The 16,098-nt window shown below is 66.6% G+C and carries 15 protein-coding genes; all 15 read right to left on the bottom strand.

Features of this window, described 5'->3' with window-relative positions:
* Positions 1-60: 60 nt before the first annotated feature.
* On the bottom strand, positions 61-2,175 hold the full coding sequence (gene fusA / locus ABD733_RS10075; protein WP_344795596.1) for an elongation factor G: 2,115 nt from the start codon (positions 2,173-2,175) through the stop codon (positions 61-63).
* Positions 2,176-2,267: 92 nt separating this feature from the next.
* A complete protein-coding gene (gene rpsG / locus ABD733_RS10070; RefSeq protein WP_121370306.1) occupies positions 2,268-2,738 on the bottom strand; it encodes a 30S ribosomal protein S7 in 471 nt (156 codons plus the stop codon).
* Positions 2,738-3,112, bottom strand: coding sequence for a 30S ribosomal protein S12 (gene rpsL / locus ABD733_RS10065; RefSeq protein WP_055964941.1), 375 nt, complete (start codon positions 3,110-3,112; stop codon positions 2,738-2,740). Before rpsL ends, rpsG begins: the two co-directional genes overlap by 1 nt.
* Positions 3,113-3,463: 351 nt before the next feature.
* Positions 3,464-3,934 (bottom strand): DUF6121 family protein, encoded by a 471-nt coding sequence (locus ABD733_RS10060; protein WP_344795591.1) that lies wholly within the window; start codon positions 3,932-3,934, stop codon positions 3,464-3,466.
* A gap of 196 nt (positions 3,935-4,130) precedes the next feature.
* Complete coding sequence (locus tag ABD733_RS10055) at positions 4,131-4,940, bottom strand: hypothetical protein (protein WP_344795589.1); 810 nt, start codon at positions 4,938-4,940, stop codon at positions 4,131-4,133.
* Between the two features lies 1 nt (position 4,941).
* Positions 4,942-5,559 carry a hypothetical protein gene (locus ABD733_RS10050; protein WP_344795587.1) on the bottom strand — a complete coding sequence of 206 codons (618 nt, stop codon included), beginning with the start codon at positions 5,557-5,559 and terminating at the stop codon, positions 4,942-4,944.
* Positions 5,560-5,804: 245 nt separating this feature from the next.
* A complete protein-coding gene (gene pilM / locus ABD733_RS10045) occupies positions 5,805-6,854 on the bottom strand; it encodes a type IV pilus assembly protein PilM (protein WP_344795585.1) in 1,050 nt (349 codons plus the stop codon).
* 43 nt (positions 6,855-6,897) lie between these two features.
* On the bottom strand, positions 6,898-7,719 hold the full coding sequence (locus ABD733_RS10040; RefSeq protein ID WP_344795583.1) for a prepilin peptidase: 822 nt from the start codon (positions 7,717-7,719) through the stop codon (positions 6,898-6,900).
* 5 nt (positions 7,720-7,724) lie between these two features.
* Complete coding sequence (locus ABD733_RS10035) at positions 7,725-9,569, bottom strand: hypothetical protein (RefSeq protein WP_344795581.1); 1,845 nt, start codon at positions 9,567-9,569, stop codon at positions 7,725-7,727.
* On the bottom strand, positions 9,569-10,282 hold the full coding sequence (locus ABD733_RS10030; RefSeq protein WP_344795579.1) for a PulJ/GspJ family protein: 714 nt from the start codon (positions 10,280-10,282) through the stop codon (positions 9,569-9,571). The genes ABD733_RS10035 and ABD733_RS10030 overlap by 1 nt, the downstream gene beginning before the upstream one ends.
* Positions 10,279-11,652, bottom strand: coding sequence for a type IV pilus modification PilV family protein (locus ABD733_RS10025; RefSeq protein ID WP_344795577.1), 1,374 nt, complete (start codon positions 11,650-11,652; stop codon positions 10,279-10,281). The genes ABD733_RS10030 and ABD733_RS10025 overlap by 4 nt, the downstream gene beginning before the upstream one ends.
* An 83-nt stretch (positions 11,653-11,735) precedes the next feature.
* A complete protein-coding gene (locus tag ABD733_RS10020; protein WP_344795576.1) occupies positions 11,736-12,203 on the bottom strand; it encodes a type II secretion system protein in 468 nt (155 codons plus the stop codon).
* Between the two features lie 222 nt (positions 12,204-12,425).
* The gene (locus ABD733_RS10015) at positions 12,426-12,899 is read right to left on the bottom strand and encodes a type II secretion system protein (RefSeq protein ID WP_344795574.1); all 474 of its coding nucleotides are present in this window, start codon (positions 12,897-12,899) and stop codon (positions 12,426-12,428) included.
* Between the two features lie 252 nt (positions 12,900-13,151).
* Positions 13,152-14,378: a type II secretion system F family protein gene (locus tag ABD733_RS10010; RefSeq protein WP_344795572.1), complete on the bottom strand. Its 1,227-nt coding sequence runs from the start codon at positions 14,376-14,378 to the stop codon at positions 13,152-13,154.
* Positions 14,378-16,069 (bottom strand): PilT/PilU family type 4a pilus ATPase, encoded by a 1,692-nt coding sequence (locus ABD733_RS10005; protein WP_344795570.1) that lies wholly within the window; start codon positions 16,067-16,069, stop codon positions 14,378-14,380. The genes ABD733_RS10010 and ABD733_RS10005 overlap by 1 nt, the downstream gene beginning before the upstream one ends.
* Between the last annotated feature and the right edge of the window lie 29 nt (positions 16,070-16,098).

Below are 16,098 nucleotides of genomic sequence, written 5' to 3'. Positions count from 1 at the left end.
TCGAGGCTCGACCCCGCATTTCGGGTGCTGCGCTCTGTGGAGAACGCGACACCCGGTGGGCTACTCGCCCTTGTTCTTGGCGATGATCTCCTCGGCGACAGCCTTGGGGACCTCCGCGTACGACTCGAACGTCATCGAGTAGACGGCACGACCCGAGGTCTTCGACCGCAGGTCACCGACGTAACCGAACATCTCCGACAGCGGGACGCTGGCCTTGACGACCTTGACACCGCTGGCGTCGTCCATCGACGCGATCATTCCGCGACGGGAGTTCAGGTCGCCGATGACGTCGCCCATGTACTCCTCGGGGGTGCGGACCTCGACGGCCATGATCGGCTCGAGGAGGACGGGCTGCGCCTTGCGAGCCGCCTCCTTGTACGCGATCGAGCCGGCGATCTTGAACGCCATCTCCGACGAGTCGACGTCGTGCGCCGCACCGTCGAGGAGCAGGGCACGGACACCCACGGTCGGGTAGCCCGCGAGGACACCGACCTGCATGGCGTCCTGGATGCCGGCGTCGACCGACGGGATGTACTCGCGCGGGACGCGACCACCCGTGACCTTGTTGACGAACTCGTAGGTCGACTCGGCCGTGACCTCGAAGGGCTCCAGCGCGATCTGCACCTTCGCGAACTGACCCGACCCACCGGTCTGCTTCTTGTGGGTGTAGTCGTAGCGCTCGATGCCCTTCTTGAGGGTCTCGCGGTAGGCCACCTGGGGCTTGCCGACGTTCGCCTCGACGTTGAACTCCCGCTTCATGCGGTCGACCAGGATGTCGAGGTGGAGCTCGCCCATGCCCTTGATGACCGTCTGGCCCGTCTCGGCGTTGAGCTCGACGCGGAACGTCGGGTCTTCTTCGGCGAGCTTCTGGATGGCCAGGGAGAGCTTCTCCTGGTCGGCCTTCGTCTTCGGCTCGATGGCGACCTCGATGACGGGCTCCGGGAAGGTCATCGACTCGAGCACGATCTGCTCGGACGGGTCGCACAGAGTGTCACCCGTCGTCGTGAACTTCAGACCGATGACCGCGTAGATGTGACCGGCGGTCACGCTGTCGACCGGGTTCTCCTTGTTGGAGTGCATCTGGAAGATCTTGCCGATGCGCTCCTTCTTGTCCTTCGTCGAATTGATGACCTGGGCACCGGACTCGATGGATCCCGAGTACACGCGGACATAGGTGAGGCGACCGAAGAAGGGGTGCACCGCGACCTTGAACGCCAGAGCCGAGAAGGGCTCGGTCGAGTCGGGCTTGCGGATGATGATCTTCTCGGCGTCGCGGACGTCGTGGCCCTCCATGGGAGGCACGTCGAGCGGCGACGGGAGGTAGTCGATGACCGCGTCGAGCATCGGCTGGACGCCGCGGTTCTTGAACGCGGAGCCGCAGAAGATCGGGTAGAGCTCGGAGTTGACCGTCATCTTGCGGACGGCGCCCTTGATCTCGGCGACCGTGAGCTCCTCGCCGGAGAAGTACTTCTCGAGGAGGGCGTCGTCGGACTCGGCGACGGTCTCGAGCAGCTTGGCGCGGTACTCCTCGGCCTTGGCCTGGAGGTCTTCCGGGATGGGCTCGATCTCGTACTTGGCGCCCATCTCGACGTCGCCCTTCGCGTCGCCGCGCCAGGTCAGCGCGCGCATCTCGACCAGGTCGACGACGCCCTCGAAGGAGGACTCCGCACCGATCGGGAGCTGCATGACCAGCGGCTTCGCGCCGAGGCGCTTGATGATGGTGTCGACGGTGAAGTAGAAGTCGGCGCCCAGCTTGTCCATCTTGTTGACGAAGCAGATGCGCGGGACGTCGTACTTGTCGGCCTGACGCCAGACGGTCTCGGACTGGGGCTCGACGCCCTCCTTGCCGTCGAACACGGCGACCGCGCCGTCGAGCACGCGGAGCGAGCGCTCGACCTCGACCGTGAAGTCGACGTGGCCGGGGGTGTCGATGATGTTGATCTGGTTCTTGTTCCAGAAGCAGGTGGTCGCAGCGGAGGTGATCGTGATGCCACGCTCCTGCTCCTGGGCCATCCAGTCCATGGTGGCGGCACCGTCGTGCACTTCACCGATCTTGTGGGTGATGCCCGTGTAGAACAGGATGCGCTCGGTGGTCGTCGTCTTGCCGGCATCGATGTGCGCCATGATGCCGATGTTGCGGACCTTGTTCAGGTCGGTGAGCACGTCCTGTGCCACGGGTTCCTCCGATTGGGGGGTTAGAGATGTGCGGTTTCTGCGGGGCGCTCACCGTGGTGAGCGCCCCCCAGGGCCCAGAAGGGCGGTGGTGCTTACCAGCGGTAGTGCGCGAAGGCCTTGTTCGACTCGGCCATCTTGTGCGTGTCTTCACGACGCTTGACAGCGGCGCCGAGACCGTTCGACGCGTCGAGGATCTCGTTCATGAGACGCTCGGTCATCGTCTTCTCGCGACGGGCCTTGGCGTAGCTGGTGAGCCAGCGGAGCGCCAGGGTGTTCGCGCGGTGAGGCTTGACCTCGACGGGCACCTGGTAGGTGGAGCCACCTACGCGGCGCGACCGGACCTCGAGGGTCGGGCGCACGTTGTCGAGTGCCTTCTTGAGCGTGGCGACGGCGTCCTGGCCGTTCTTCGCGGCGACGCCGGCGAGAGCACCGTAGACGATGCGCTCGGCGAGGCCCTTCTTGCCGTCGAGCAGGATCTTGTTGACCAGCTGGCTGACGATGGGGGCGCCGTAGACGGGGTCTGCGACGACAGGGCGCTTGGGAGCGGGACCTTTACGAGGCATTACTTCTTCTCCATCTTCGCGCCGTAGCGGCTGCGAGCCTGCTTGCGGTTCTTGACAGCCTGGGTGTCGAGGGCGCCGCGGACGATCTTGTAACGGACACCGGGGAGGTCTTTCACACGACCGCCACGGACGAGCACCATCGAGTGCTCCTGGAGGTTGTGGCCCTCGCCGGGGATGTACGCGGTGACCTCGGTGCCGTTGCTGAGCTTGACGCGAGCGACTTTGCGGAGGGCCGAGTTCGGCTTCTTGGGGGTGGTGGTGTACACACGGGTGCACACGCCACGCTGCTGGGGGTTGGCCTTCAGGGCGGGGGCCTTGGTCTTGACGACCTTCGGCGTGCGTCCCTTTCGGACCAGCTGCTGAATAGTTGGCACTGGTTCTCCTTGATACGTACTTCTCGGCGCAGGGTCTCTGCTCAGGTTCTGGCCGACCCGGTCGGACGGCTTCCTCATCTCTGGGGCACGACACGTCACACTTCGTCGAACGAGGCGTGTTGTGTGGTGCGTCTCCCCGACGCGGTGCACCATTGAGATGCACGGCCGGGCCTGATCGGAATCGCGAGAAGTTCGCCACCCGAAGAGACGGTTGCTCCAGCCTCGCGGACGACTCTCGTCGGACACCGGCTGAAATCTGGGCGCGCGATTAAGCGCACACCCGAAAAGAATAGCCTGCCGCCTGGGTCAGATCAAACGGCGGTGCCTCTGCCGGCAGCGAACGGGCGTCGCTCAGACGTCGTCGTGGCGGGCTCCGCGGGCCGCGTGCGCCTGCTCGAAGCGGGCCATGAGGAGGTACGCGGCGACGACGACGCCCGCCCAGAGGGAGGACGCGATGACGAAGGCGGATCCTGCGTATCGACCCACGAACAGCACGAACCAGACCGCCTCGTCGCGCTCCAGGGCGTAGATCAGCCCGCCGACCACCAGCATCACGAGGAAGCTCGCCACCGCGGCGACGATCGAGGGGCGCAGGATGCTCGGGGTGCGGACGCCGTCGCGCTCGGCCACGCCGAAGCTCCGTGCGAGCACGAAGAAGACGCTCGCCATCGAGCCGAGCACCATGGCCGGCCCGAGCAGCGTGCCCGCGTCGTGCTCCACGATGACGTCGCGATCCGTGACGAAGAAGACGATGCCGAGGGTCAGCACCACCACGGCCAGATGCGTCACGGTGGCCATGAAGGTGAGGAGGCCGCGGGACATCGCACCAGGCTACCCGTCGGGGTGCTCCGGCGCGGCGGCCGGGTCGGAAGGCGTCTCGAGCACGACAGAGCGCCGGCGGAGGCTAGGGGCCTCCGCCGGCGCGTCCGGTCCGTCGCGGTGTGCGGTGGACCGGGAGCCACCGTCCGGTCGATCGGGACCTTCGACCGGGCGGTGGCGGCTCGGTGCTCCTCCGGTGCTACTTGCCGGCCGCGGTGTCGGTGGAGGAGCCGTCGGCGGTGGTGCTTCCCGCCGTGGTGCTGGAGCTGTTCTGCTGGGACTGCTGGGCGGACTTCGCGTCGGTGAGGGCGTAGACGAGCCCCCCGAACGTCCAGTTGAGGGTGTCCGGCGCCGCGTTGGCTGCGTCCGTGGTCGAGTCGCCGCTCGCGCTCGTGCCGGCCGCGCTCGTGATCGTGTTGATCATGAAGAGACGATCCGCATCCCGGACGCCCTGGAGAAAGGACAGGGCATCCGCATACGATCCCTGGATCGTGACCGTCAGCGGGATGGTGCTGAAGTTCGCGGCCGTGATGAGCGGGTCGGTCGTCACAGCGGGCGCAACGGGGGTGCTGGCGACGGGAGTCGGGCTGGCTGTGGCCGAGGGCGAAGGGGAGGCCGTCGCACCCGCCGTCGCCGTCGCCGGTGCGGCCGCTGAGACGGGAGGCATGTACGAGGCTGCCGTGCCGAACTGGATGTTGCTCAGCGTCACGCCCGACTTCTCGGCGATCCCATTGAGCTCCGTGATCATCGAGCCGCTGTCGACTCCGGCGGGAACCGTCTTGCGGAGGTCGGCGAGATCCGCCTTCTTGGTACCGAGCTTCGAGTACTGGGCTCTCAGCGACGCGAGGGTCGAGGCGAGCTTCTCGTTCTGAGCTGTGACGGCCACCTCGGCGGAATGATCGTCCGCGGCGGACTTGAGCTGGGGCTGGACCCCGAGGAAGAAGCCTCCTGCGAGGACGACGAATGCGGCGAGGACGGCTGCGATCATCATGAGACGGTTGCGGTCCATGTCATTTGCCTTCTTTCGAGTAGGCCTTGGAGAATGCCTCGGAGTCGACGTGGACGACCACGTTTGACGTGTAGACGCCGGCGGAGAGCGCGACAGTGCCCGCCGAAGCGTCCGTGTACCCGGGGAGCGTGCGAAGGCTGGTCAGCCACGTGGGCACGTCCGGGAGGGACGAACTCGTCGACGAGAAGGTGAGCGTCGCCACCCGCTGTCCCTCGAGAGGCGTGGTGGCCTGCGCATAGGCGACCACCGGCGTCGCGGAGTCGATGGTGACCGTCGCGAGCTCCATGCCGTTCGGCACGGTGGCCTTGACCTTCGCCAGGTAGGAGGGCCAGTCGATATCGGTCGATCCACCGACCCGGACAGCCGCGCCGACGAGGTCTGTCTCGTTCTGCACCGTGTTGACCTCGGAGAAGCCTGCCGACTGCATGATGAGGCTGGACGTCTCTTTCTGCGACGACGCGAGCGTCGCGGTCGCCGCACTTGCATAGATGGCGGCCGTCGCCCCGGCGACTCCGACTATGACGACGAGACCCACGACACCTGTCCAGGCTCGGCGGACGTTGACGGCAGCGTGCCGCTCGGCTCGCACCTCCGGCGGGAGGAGGTCGACCCGGGGCACGCCGCCGATGGCGATGACGCCCTTGGCAGGCTTGGATCGCGAGATCGGCGGCGGTGGCGCTGCAGGAGCGCTTGCAGCGGTGGCAGTCGGCGCAGGCGCCTGTCCGACACTCCGACGAGACCTGGCCCTCCGCGACGACTCGTCGAGCGCCGCCGAGGCTGTAGATGCTCGTGCGCGCGCTCCGTCCTGCGATCTGGGCTCGCCGCTCTCCGCCTGTCGCTGTGCCGCCTTGGTCAGATAGAACTTCATGCTGCACTTCCGAGAGCGAGGCCGAGGGCGACGGTGAGCGAGGTGGTCTTGGCACGGACATCCTGTTCGGACACGGAGCGTCCGAACGCGAGCCCCTGAAACGGATCGGCCGCGACGACTCGGATTCGCGTGACCTCGGCGAGCGCCTCAGGGAGACCCTGCAGCTGCGCTCCCCCACCGGAGAGGACGATGTGGCTCACGGTCTCGGTCGGACGCGTGTTGGCGTAGTAGCTGACCGTGTTTCGGAGGCTGCCCAGGAGTTCGTTCGTCGTCTCGAAGATGACCTGCGAGGCCGTGGCGTCCTCCTGCGTGGCGCGGGATGCGACGAGACCGAGCGTGCGCTTGGCCCCCTCAGCGAGATCCCGCGGGATCTCGAGACGAGACGCGAGATCGGCCGTGACGTCGTCGCCGCCCGACGGGATCAGGCGCACGAACTGCGGGACCCCGTTCGAGACGAGGACGACAGACGTCGTCGCCGCCCCGATGTCGATGAGCGCCACCGTCCCGGCCATGTGCTGGCGGTTGACGAGCAGCCGCGAAACCGCGAACGGGATGAGGTCGACACCGACTGCGGTGAGCCCCGCGAGCTTCGACGCTCGCACGTTGCCGAGGACGGCATCCTTCACAGCGGCGATGAGAAGCCCGTTGATGACGGGACCGTGCTCGCCGATGCCCTCCGACACGGGATAGAAGTCGAGGAGGGCGTCCGCCACGGGGATGGGCAGCATGTCCTGCACTTGGAAGGGCAGGGCCTCGTGGATACGGGCCTTGGACGCCTTTGCCACTGTCAGATCTCGGGCGAGGACTCGCTGGTTGCCCATGCCGAGAACCACCTGCTTGCTCTTGAACCCTGCCTGTGACCACAGGCTCTTCATGCTCTGCGCAACGGTGAGGGCCTCGATGACCTCACCGCGACTCACCGATCCCTCGGGAAGGGGAACTTCTCCGTAGCGCACGAGTGTGGGCTTCGACGAGGTCGGATTGGCGATCTCCACAGCACGGAGGGACGCCGTGCCGATGTCGACGCCGACGATGGACTTGCTCATTTCGACTCCAAGGACTTCGGGGCGGGGGCCTGGCCGTTCGTGATCACGAGGCGAGACCGATCAATGACAGGTAGCCGTGCCAGACGGCTCGGCCGGCGAAGACGCCGACCCATGCGCCGACGAGCATCCAGGGACCGAAGGGGATCCCGCCCTTCCTCCCGATCCGCTTGAGGGCGATCAGCACGATGGAGAAGAGTCCACCGAGGAGGAAGGCGGAGAAGCCTCCCACGATGAGGGGGCCCCACCCGAGATATCCGAGGTAGAGACCGAGGAGGCCTGCGAGCTTGACGTCGCCGAGACCCATTCCGGCCGGGTAGGCGAAGGCGACCGCGAAGTAGAAGGCACCCAGGATGCCGAGGCCGACACAGGCGCGACCGAGGTCGGCCCAGTCGTTCGCCAAGGCGGACGATGCTGTCAGGAGCGCGACGGCGACCCCGTAGGACGGCAGGACGATGCGGTCGGGCAGGCGCTTGTGCTCAGTGTCGATGATGCCCAGGGCGACGCTGATCGCTGCCAGGTACAGGAAGGCCGCGACGCGGAGGAGGCGCGCGGCGACGGCGGCGGACGCGAGCGTCTCCGGCGCCTGAGCGAGGAATGAGACGACGACGATCACGAAGAAGACCCCTGTGAGGGACTCCACGATGGGGTAGCGAGCAGAGATGGACGTTTTGCAGCTGCGGCACCTGCCGCCGAGTGCGAGCCAGCTGACCACGGGGATGTTGTCGAACGCCCGGATCTCGGACTTGCAGGTCGGGCAGGAGCTCGCAGGGCGGCTGACGGAGATCCCGGCCGGAACCCGGTAGACGACGACGTTGAGGAACGATCCGATCACGAGGCCGAAGACGGCGGCGAGGACGGAGGCCATGGCGATCACTGAGGCACGCCCGTAGTCGAGTAAGCCGTCTTGGACTCGGAGACCTGCGTGAGACCGTAGGTGGTGGACACGGGAGAGAGGAACTTGGGCGGAGCCTGGAACGCGAGGCGCTTGTCGTACTGGTAGTCCTTCGCGAACCCGGTCACGATGACCGGTGCGGAACCCGAGGTCACGACCTGAGTCGTGGCGACCGGGCCGCGGAACTTCTGAGCGATGGCTCCGAGAACCGTCAGCTTGCCCCTGGTCTGATCCTGGTCGTAGTTCTCGACCGTGAACGAGTGCAGGACGCTCATGATGGCCGCGTCGATCGTGAGATCCTGCGTCTGGTCCATCAGGACGAGAGAGCTCGTCGTGCAGGTCGCGAAGCGGTTGTTGGCGCAGGGGCCCGTCGACGTGACCGTCTTGGCGGGGTTGAAGACCACGACGTTGTTCTCGCCGATCAGGCCGAGGATGTCGGACGACTTGTCTTTGTAGAGGATGTCGTTCACCACGTACAGGTAGTTGTTGGCCGCGATGGTGACCTTGCCGTCGAGTGTCCCCTGGACGAACGCGTCACCATTGGTGCAGCTGTAGGACGAGCTCGACGGTGCAGTCTCGCCGGCGAGCGGATACCCGACGCCGTCGCCCGGCGACGTTCCGTCAGCCCCCGTGCAGGAGTAGTTCTTCGGGGTCTTGCCGTTCCAGTAGTTCGGGTCGCCGCTGCCGGACGTCTGCGGCACGTTCTGCACGTAGATGAGGTTGCTGTCGATCACGGGCATCGTCTGGCCGCCAGGGCTTCCGAGGGTGTTCCCGTTCGACGAGTAGTCGGGCGTGCCGCAGTTGGCCGCCACCGATCCGCCCGAGACGGGGTTGCCCTGGATGTTCGTCTTCTTCGTCCACGGGGAGTAGACGGTCATCGTGCCGTCGGAGTTGAACTTGATCGTGGTCGGACCCGTGTAGAGGCAGCCCGGACGCGGTACCGTCGAGGAGGTGAGGTCGGAGCGGGTCTCCTGGACCAGGGATCCGATGGTGGACGGCATCTGGACGATCGGCCGGTACTTGACCGACACCGCGCTGTTGTTGCACGTGCCGGCGGGAGTCGCGAACGAGGGCGAACCCTGGTTGCCGGTGGTGACCGTGCTGCCGAAGGTGGTGCCGCAGATCGTCATGGTGTCGTTGCTGTGGGCAGGACCCGTGATGACATCGGACGGCCCGAATTGGATCGTCGTGCAGTTCGGGCGGTTCGAGACGGCCCAGGCGTAGGCGGCGGTGCATCCCGCCGTCAGAGCCGGATCGCGGATCTCGTAGTCGGTGAAGTAGAGGAAATCGAGGAAGCCGGACTGCTTGAGGCTCGCGACGACGGTGCGCGTGACGTTGCCGACGCGTCCTGTGGACTGCAGGCGGAGGACACCGTTCTTCGAATAGGTGGAGTTGTCGACCTGGTAGCGGTATGAGCCACCCGTCGGTACAGACGGGTCGACCGGCGCCCACTTCCCGGCAGGACCGGTGGTGAGGTCGAACGCCGGGTTGTTGTTGGTCCCCAGGAACGTGCTGCCTGCACTGAAGGGGTTGCTGACGGAGTTGCCGAGCGCGCCGTACTGGCTGTACGAGTTGTCGTTCGCCAGTTTCGACTGGTAGTCCTCGACGCCGGCGTAGGCGGCCGCGCCCGCAGCGTTCCAGTCGGCGTCGTAGTCGGACTTCTGCGCACCGGAGACGGAGACGGAGACGATGATCCCGCTCATGAGCATGAGGACCGTCCCGAGGATGACCACGGTGGCGAGCGCCATACCGCGCTCGTCGTCACCGGCACGGACGACGCGGAGGAGGCGACGAGCGAAGCGGGCGCGGAGGAGTCTGAGCATCAGTTGGTCCTCGCGACATTGAGGTTGGGCAGCCCGACGGAGTTCGTGAGCAGCGTCGACTGATTTGCGCTAGAGGTGCTGCCGAACTGCAGGGAGATCGTCACGGCGGCGACGTTGTTGACCACGGCGGCCGGGAGGACGCCCCCGACTGTCGCGATGGCGGTCCCCGTCGAGTCCAGGTAGGTGAACAGCTTCGGGCCGCCGGCGGCGGGCAGGACCACGGGCGATCCCAGGATCCTGCTGGTGCAGGAGGTCGCGCAGCTCGCCGATGACGGGAACGTGAAATTGACGCCCGCGGGAGTGGCTGCCCACTTCCACTCGACGAGGTTCTTGGACGCGTCCACGAAGAACTGCACCTTCACGGGGGCGACTTTCGACGTGCTGAGGTCGACGTAGCTGTAGACGGTGAGCGCGTTGTCGGTCGCCTGGGCGAACGCAGGATCGGGGAGGCTCTGGTTCGCGACCGTATTCGTCGCGGCGCCGCGGAGAACGCGCGTCACCTCGTCCATGGCATTCGCTGCCGTGCGGTTGGTCGAGTCGATCGTCCTGTTCGTGATGTTCGCGCGGCTCGCGTTGACCATGAATCCGGCTGTCATCGCGAGGAGGATGCCGAAGACCGTCATGGCGACGAGGAGTTCCGCCAGCGAGAGCCCTCGCTCCGAGCCACGAGCATCGGCGACGACCTCGAGTCGGGCCCGCACGACCCGGATCACGGCGTCACCCCGCGCGGGTCCAGGGTGACGTTGGCGCCGCTCACGGTGCCGCCGGTCTGGATGGCGTTCGCGGCCGGGGTAATGCCCAGGAGCCCCCCGAGGGTCGCGAACTTCCACGTGCCGAAGGGAAGCGCGATGACGGGCGCTCCGGCCGCCGCGGCGAAGGTGTACTGGACCGCGGTCTGGCAGCCGGGATCACCGTTGGCCGTCGAGTTCACCGACGTGGCGATGATCCCGGTGATCCCCGACGCATCGGGCAGCTTGACAACTCCCATGGGGATGTTCACCGTGGCTGCAGCACCCGCCGATGCACCGGTGGGGAAGCTCGCGCCGGCCACGCCCGCACTGTTCTTCGCGGTCCAGTTGGCGGGGTCGACGTTGAGGCACGACTTGATGGGGGCGTTGTTGGCGTCGGTGAGCCCCGACGGGACCAGTGCGCCCGCCTCGTAGGTATAGGAGGAGAAGGGGAACAGGGAGACGGGGTTGGTGGCACCCGGCTTGAACGTGTCGATTCCCCCGGTCGTGGAGTTGAAGGTGAGATCGAGGTCTGTCGGGAGCGCCGCGGTGTTCTTGTAGTTGGACGCGTACTTGAGAGTGAGCTTGGCAGCGGAGTCGTAGGTGAAGGGGACGGTGGTGGCCGATCCTGCGACAGCCACGGCCGGCGTGAATGTCGGGTTGGCCACCTGATTGATGTCGATGCCGTTCGCCTTGGCGATGGACACCTGGTAGTTGCCCGGCTTGACCTTCAGCGCGTAGGTGCAGCCGTTGGCGTCGGTCGCGGCGGGAGTAGCGACGGCTGCGGCGCCGTTGCTGTTGCTGGCGGTCGGGGCGATGGTCACGTTGACGCCGGGGAGTCCCGCACCATTGGCGCCGGTCACGGCCACGATGATCGTGCCGAGCGACGGGTCGTTGATGCGCGAGTTCGGCGCGAGGACGGTGGCGGACGAGACGGATCCCGTGCCGCGCTGTCCATCCCAGGTCACGTTGTCGCGGACCGTCTTGAACTGGAGCGTCCCGGTGCCCGAGCCGCACGCGCTGGTGGCCGTCGAGGACGTGTTCCACGCGACCGTCCTGACGACGTGGTACGTCAGGCCCTGGAGGGTGACGTCCCAGGTCTTGCTCTGCACGGCGAAGACGTCGGTGATCGACCTCTGCAGATCGAGGTCCTGCGCGATGAGGTTCGCGGCGGCCGTCCGCGCGCGGCCGTCGCGGGTGAGGAGGAGGGAATTGGTGATGGTCGCTGCGACCCCGAGGGAGATGAGTGTGAAGACCATCATGGCGACGACGACCTCGATCAGGCCGAGACCGGACTCCTGGTCGCGCTCGACGATCGAGCGGAGTCGCTGGGAGAAGCGCTTCATGGTGTTCATCACCTCCTCGGGTTCGTGTGAATACGGGCTGTAGGGCGCCGGGGGCAGGCGCGCGCTCGCGTCTACCCCCGGTACGTCTCTCTTTACGGAGCGGTGGGGGCGGTGCAGGTGCCGGGAAGGGTGCCGACCTTCGTGACGCCGGTGCTCTCGGTGGCGTAGTAGACGCTGCCGGTGGTGCTCTTCGCGGCGACGCAGAACTTTCCGGTGGTGGTCGAGGACTGGAGCGTGATGAGGCCCGTGGTGGTCGCGTTGCGGGTGTAGCCGGCGTCAGCGATACCGGTGATTCCGCTCACGTCCGTCGTCGAGGACGGCACGGTGCCCGAGCTGGTCTGGATGGAGACGATGGCCGTCTTCGCGTTCGTCAGATCCGACTGGACGTTGGAGTCCTTCGAGTTGTTCTGTACACCGAGATACACGGGGATCGCGATCGCGGCGAGGATGCCGATGATGATGACGACGACGAGGAGCTCGATGAGCGTGAAGCCCCTGTCGGCGTCCTGGGTGAGGTTCTTGCGGCGAGCGTTGAGCTTGCCCATGAGCTGCGCGTACATAGGTGGTCCGTTCTGGTGTGGTGGGAGGGGGGTCGAGGCGGCAAGCTCGCCTGCCACTACTGACGCTATGGGCGCGCGGAGGGGTACAGAATCCCGCGTCCGGGGGGTTTCGAGCGTTTGAGCGTCCCCAGTCCGGGGCACCTCGACCCCGCTGATCGATGACAAGGAAGGGCCGATCCCGCTCAGCGAGATCGGCCCTTCCGGAAACGGGGTCGTCGTATATCAGGTGATGGTGCAGGGAGTGGTCGAAACACCGGCCGACGATGTTGCGTAGAACGTGCCGCCACCAGCGCTCACACCCACGATGCAGAAGTCACCGCTGGTGCCCGTGGGACCGTAGTTGAGCGACTTCGTGCTGCTGGAGAACGTCGCGCCGGCGTCGGAGAAGGCGGTCGCAACACTGTTCACGGTCGGGAACGTCCCGGTCGTGATGGCCCCGGAGGGGAACTTCGCGGGAAGCGATGAGTTCGAGGTCTGGAGGCTGACGACGGCGGTCTTGAGGTTGGTGATGTCGGACTGGGTGCCGGAGTTCTTGGCGTTGTTCTGGACGCCCAGGTACACCGGGATGGCGATGGCGGCGAGGATGCCGATGATGATGACGACGACCAGGAGCTCGATGAGGGTGAAGCCCTTGTCGGCATCCTGCGTCAGGTTCTTTCGGCGAGCGTTGAGCTTGCCCATGATCACTGCGTGCATTTCGTGTCCTGTCGGAAGTGGGGGAATGAGGAGTGGCGGAGGCAAGCTCTGCCTGCCGAGACCGACGCTAGAGGCGGGAGCCAGGGGGACAGAATCCCGCGTCCGGGGGGTTTTGCCAGGTTCACTGACCCCAGTCCGGGCGGCCCCGGTTCGGGTATCCCCTGGCCAGGGGCCGTGTGTCTCCGGACGCGCTTGCACGCACCAAGCCCACCGGCCGACGAGCCGGTGGGCTTCACGCGTTGTCTTTCTCCGTCAGTGGATGAGCGAGGTGATCTGGAAGATCGGCAGGTAGAGAGCCACGATCATGCCGCCGACCACGACGCCGAGGAACGCGATCAGGAGGGGCTCGATCAACGACGTGAGGGCTTCCGTGGTCGCCTGGACCTCGTCGTCGTAGAACAGAGCGATCTTCTCGAGCATGGTCTCGAGTGAGCCGGCGTCTTCTCCCACGGAGATCATCTGCGTGACCATTGCCGGGAAGACCCGAGCCTCGTTGAGCGGCACGGCGATCGACTCACCCTGGCGGACCGACTCCGCCACTGTCACGAGGGCTTTCTGCAGCACGTAGTTGCCTGAGACCTCCCCGACGATCCTGAGCGCCGTCAGGATCGGCACGCCGGCGCCGATCATGTTCGAGAAGTTGCGGCTGAAGCGCGCGATCGCGATCTTCTGGATCAGGGGTCCGAAGACCGGCAGCTTGAGTTTGAGCGGATCGACGAAAGCCCGCACGCGCTCCGTGTTCTTGTTCGTCCGCCACCAGGCGGAGAACGCGATGATCACCACGATGAGGATCGGCACGACGTAGACCATGGCGTGCGACGCATAGACCAGGAGCTGAGTCGGGAGAGGCAATTTGCCGCCGAGGGACGCGAACATGCTGCTGAAGATCGGCACGATGAAGGTCAGCATGACGACGACCGCGACGAGCGACATGACCAGGACCACGACCGGGTAGGTCATCGCCGACTTGATCGTGTTCATCAGCTTGACCTCCTTCTCGAAGTTCTCGGCGAGGGAGTCGAGCGCCCCGTCGAGGAATCCGCCGGTCTCACCGGCGCGAACCATGTTGATCATGATCGGCGGGAGGTACTGCGAGTGCTTCCCGATAGCGTCCGAGAACGAGACGCCGGTCTCGACGTCCTCGCGGATCTCGGTCATGATCTTCGCGAGCTTCTCGTTCTCGGTCTGCTCGGCGAGGATCGAGAGGGCTTTCAGCAGCGACAGACCCGACGAGATCATCGTCGACATCTGGCGGGCCATGATCGCGAGGTCCTTGAGTTTCACGCCCTTCGAGAAGCCCGGGATCGAGATCTCGCGCTGGAGGCCCGTCGCGTTCGACTCGGAGATCGCGATCGGTGAGACGCCCATGGTGCGGAGCCGGGTCACGACGGCGCCCTCGCTCGAGGCCTGGACCTTCCCCTTGACGACCTTGCCGGCGGAGTCGCGCCCGCGGTAGGCGTAGGTCAGTGCTGCGGCCATCAGTGCTCGCTCCTCGAGAAGGCGTCGCCGAAGTCGATCCCGCCGGCCGCGAGGCCCTGCGAGGCACCGGTGTCGGTGCGGGTCACGAGGCGGTGGAAGCCCTCGGCGTCGTGCACCTTGTCCATGGCCGCCTTGAGGGTGACCTTTCCGGTGTTGACCAGGTCGGCGAGATCCTGGTCCATGGTGTGCATTCCGAGGTCGCGGCCAGCCTGCATCGACGAGGCGATCTGGTAGGTCTTGCCCTCGCGGATGAGGTTCCCGACGGCGGGGGTCATCATCATGATCTCGGTGGCGACGATGCGGCCTCGGCCCGAAGCGCGAGGGACGAGGGTCTGGCAGACCACGCCCTGCAGGGTCGAGGCGAGCTGCGTGCGCACCTGATCCTGCTGATGGGGCGGGAACACGTCGATGACGCGGTCAATCGTCTGAGCGGCATCCTGCGTGTGGAGGGTCGCGAAGACGAGGTGGCCGGTCTCGGCGGCAGTCAGCGCGACCGAGATCGTCTCGAGGTCGCGGAGCTCGCCGATCAGGATCACGTCGGGGTCCTGCCGGAGCACGTGCTTCAGCGCGTTCGCGAAGCTGTGCGTGTCGGAGCCGACCTCGCGCTGGTTGACGAGGGCCTTCTTGTGGGTGTGCAGGAACTCGATCGGGTCCTCGACCGTCACGATGTGGTCGGCACGAGTCTCGTTGACGAGGTCGATCAGGGCGGCGAGAGTCGTCGACTTCCCGGAGCCGGTTGGGCCCGTGACGAGCACGAGACCGCGCGGCATGCCGGCGAAGCGGGCGATCGCCGGATCCATGCCGAGCTGGGCGAGCGTCTTGATCTCCGTCGGGATGAGGCGGAAGACGGCGCCGAGGACGCCGCGCTGCTGGTAGAAGTTCACGCGGAAGCGGGACTCGGTCGACAGCGAGTAAGCGAAGTCGAGCTCGAGCTCGACGTCGAAGGCATCCTGGCGGTCGGCGTTCAGGAGGCTCGCGAGAGCCGTCCGGACCTTGTCGCGGCCCCACGGGACCGGCGAGAGCACCGGCTGCAGGTGGCCGTCGACGCGGATCGTCGGCGCCGCGTCGACCGTCACGTGGAGGTCGGAACCGCCCTGGACGACGACCTGGCAGAGCGCTTCGATGAGGTCCTTGTCGGCCTCGTGCGCGGCGTGCTCGCTGAGCTGGATGCCGGCGGCGGCTCCGTGCGGGTCGAACGTCTCCTCCTGCTCGACAGGCTGCGCCACGTGCGCGGGGTTCGGCACGAAGGCGAGGGTCGGAGCGGGCGGCGCGAAGTCCAGAGCGGGTTCGGGCAGGATCGCGGGGGCGGCGAAGTCGAGCGCGGGAGTGGACGCAGACGGGGCGGGCGCCGACCACGACTGCGGCTCCGGGAACGACGACGCCGGCCAGGCCGGGGCCGCGGTCGGAGCGGGCAGGTCGAAGACCTGGGGCGACTCGGGAGGGGTGCCCGGGTCGAAGGAGGCCGGGTTCTCGAGCGCTGTCCCGGAAGCCGGAACGATCAGCTCGTGGAACACCTGGACGCCCGGCGACAGGGGCGACGAGGGCTCCTGCTCGCGGAGCCAGCGGCGACTCCCGACCGGCGCAGGCGTCCAGCCGCCCGCCGCCTCGGCGCCCTCGGCGTCGTCGAGCGAGTAGACGGGGCGCGGCGCACCCTGGGGGGAGGTGAGCGGGTCGTAGAGCGGGTCACTCATTGAAGTGTCCTTCGTGTGGTGGTGGTCGA

It is taken from the genome of Frondihabitans peucedani, from assembly GCF_039537585.1.
Taxonomy (GTDB): domain Bacteria; phylum Actinomycetota; class Actinomycetes; order Actinomycetales; family Microbacteriaceae; genus Frondihabitans; species Frondihabitans peucedani.
This window is presented reverse-complemented; position numbering and strand designations above follow the sequence as displayed.

Coding starts and splice junctions, on each gene's coding strand:
- rpsG (WP_121370306.1), bottom strand. CDS start 2,738: ATGCCTCGTAAAGGTCCCGCTCCCAAGCGCCCTGTCGTCGCAGACCCC.
- ABD733_RS10060 (WP_344795591.1), bottom strand. CDS start 3,934: ATGTCCCGCGGCCTCCTCACCTTCATGGCCACCGTGACGCATCTGGCC.
- ABD733_RS10055 (WP_344795589.1), bottom strand. CDS start 4,940: ATGGACCGCAACCGTCTCATGATGATCGCAGCCGTCCTCGCCGCATTC.
- pilM (WP_344795585.1), bottom strand. CDS start 6,854: ATGAGCAAGTCCATCGTCGGCGTCGACATCGGCACGGCGTCCCTCCGT.
- ABD733_RS10040 (WP_344795583.1), bottom strand. CDS start 7,719: ATGGCCTCCGTCCTCGCCGCCGTCTTCGGCCTCGTGATCGGATCGTTC.
- ABD733_RS10035 (WP_344795581.1), bottom strand. CDS start 9,569: ATGCTCAGACTCCTCCGCGCCCGCTTCGCTCGTCGCCTCCTCCGCGTC.
- ABD733_RS10025 (WP_344795577.1), bottom strand. CDS start 11,652: ATGAACACCATGAAGCGCTTCTCCCAGCGACTCCGCTCGATCGTCGAG.
- ABD733_RS10020 (WP_344795576.1), bottom strand. CDS start 12,203: ATGTACGCGCAGCTCATGGGCAAGCTCAACGCTCGCCGCAAGAACCTC.
- ABD733_RS10015 (WP_344795574.1), bottom strand. CDS start 12,899: ATGCACGCAGTGATCATGGGCAAGCTCAACGCTCGCCGAAAGAACCTG.
- ABD733_RS10010 (WP_344795572.1), bottom strand. CDS start 14,378: ATGGCCGCAGCACTGACCTACGCCTACCGCGGGCGCGACTCCGCCGGC.
- ABD733_RS10005 (WP_344795570.1), bottom strand. CDS start 16,069: ATGAGTGACCCGCTCTACGACCCGCTCACCTCCCCCCAGGGTGCGCCG.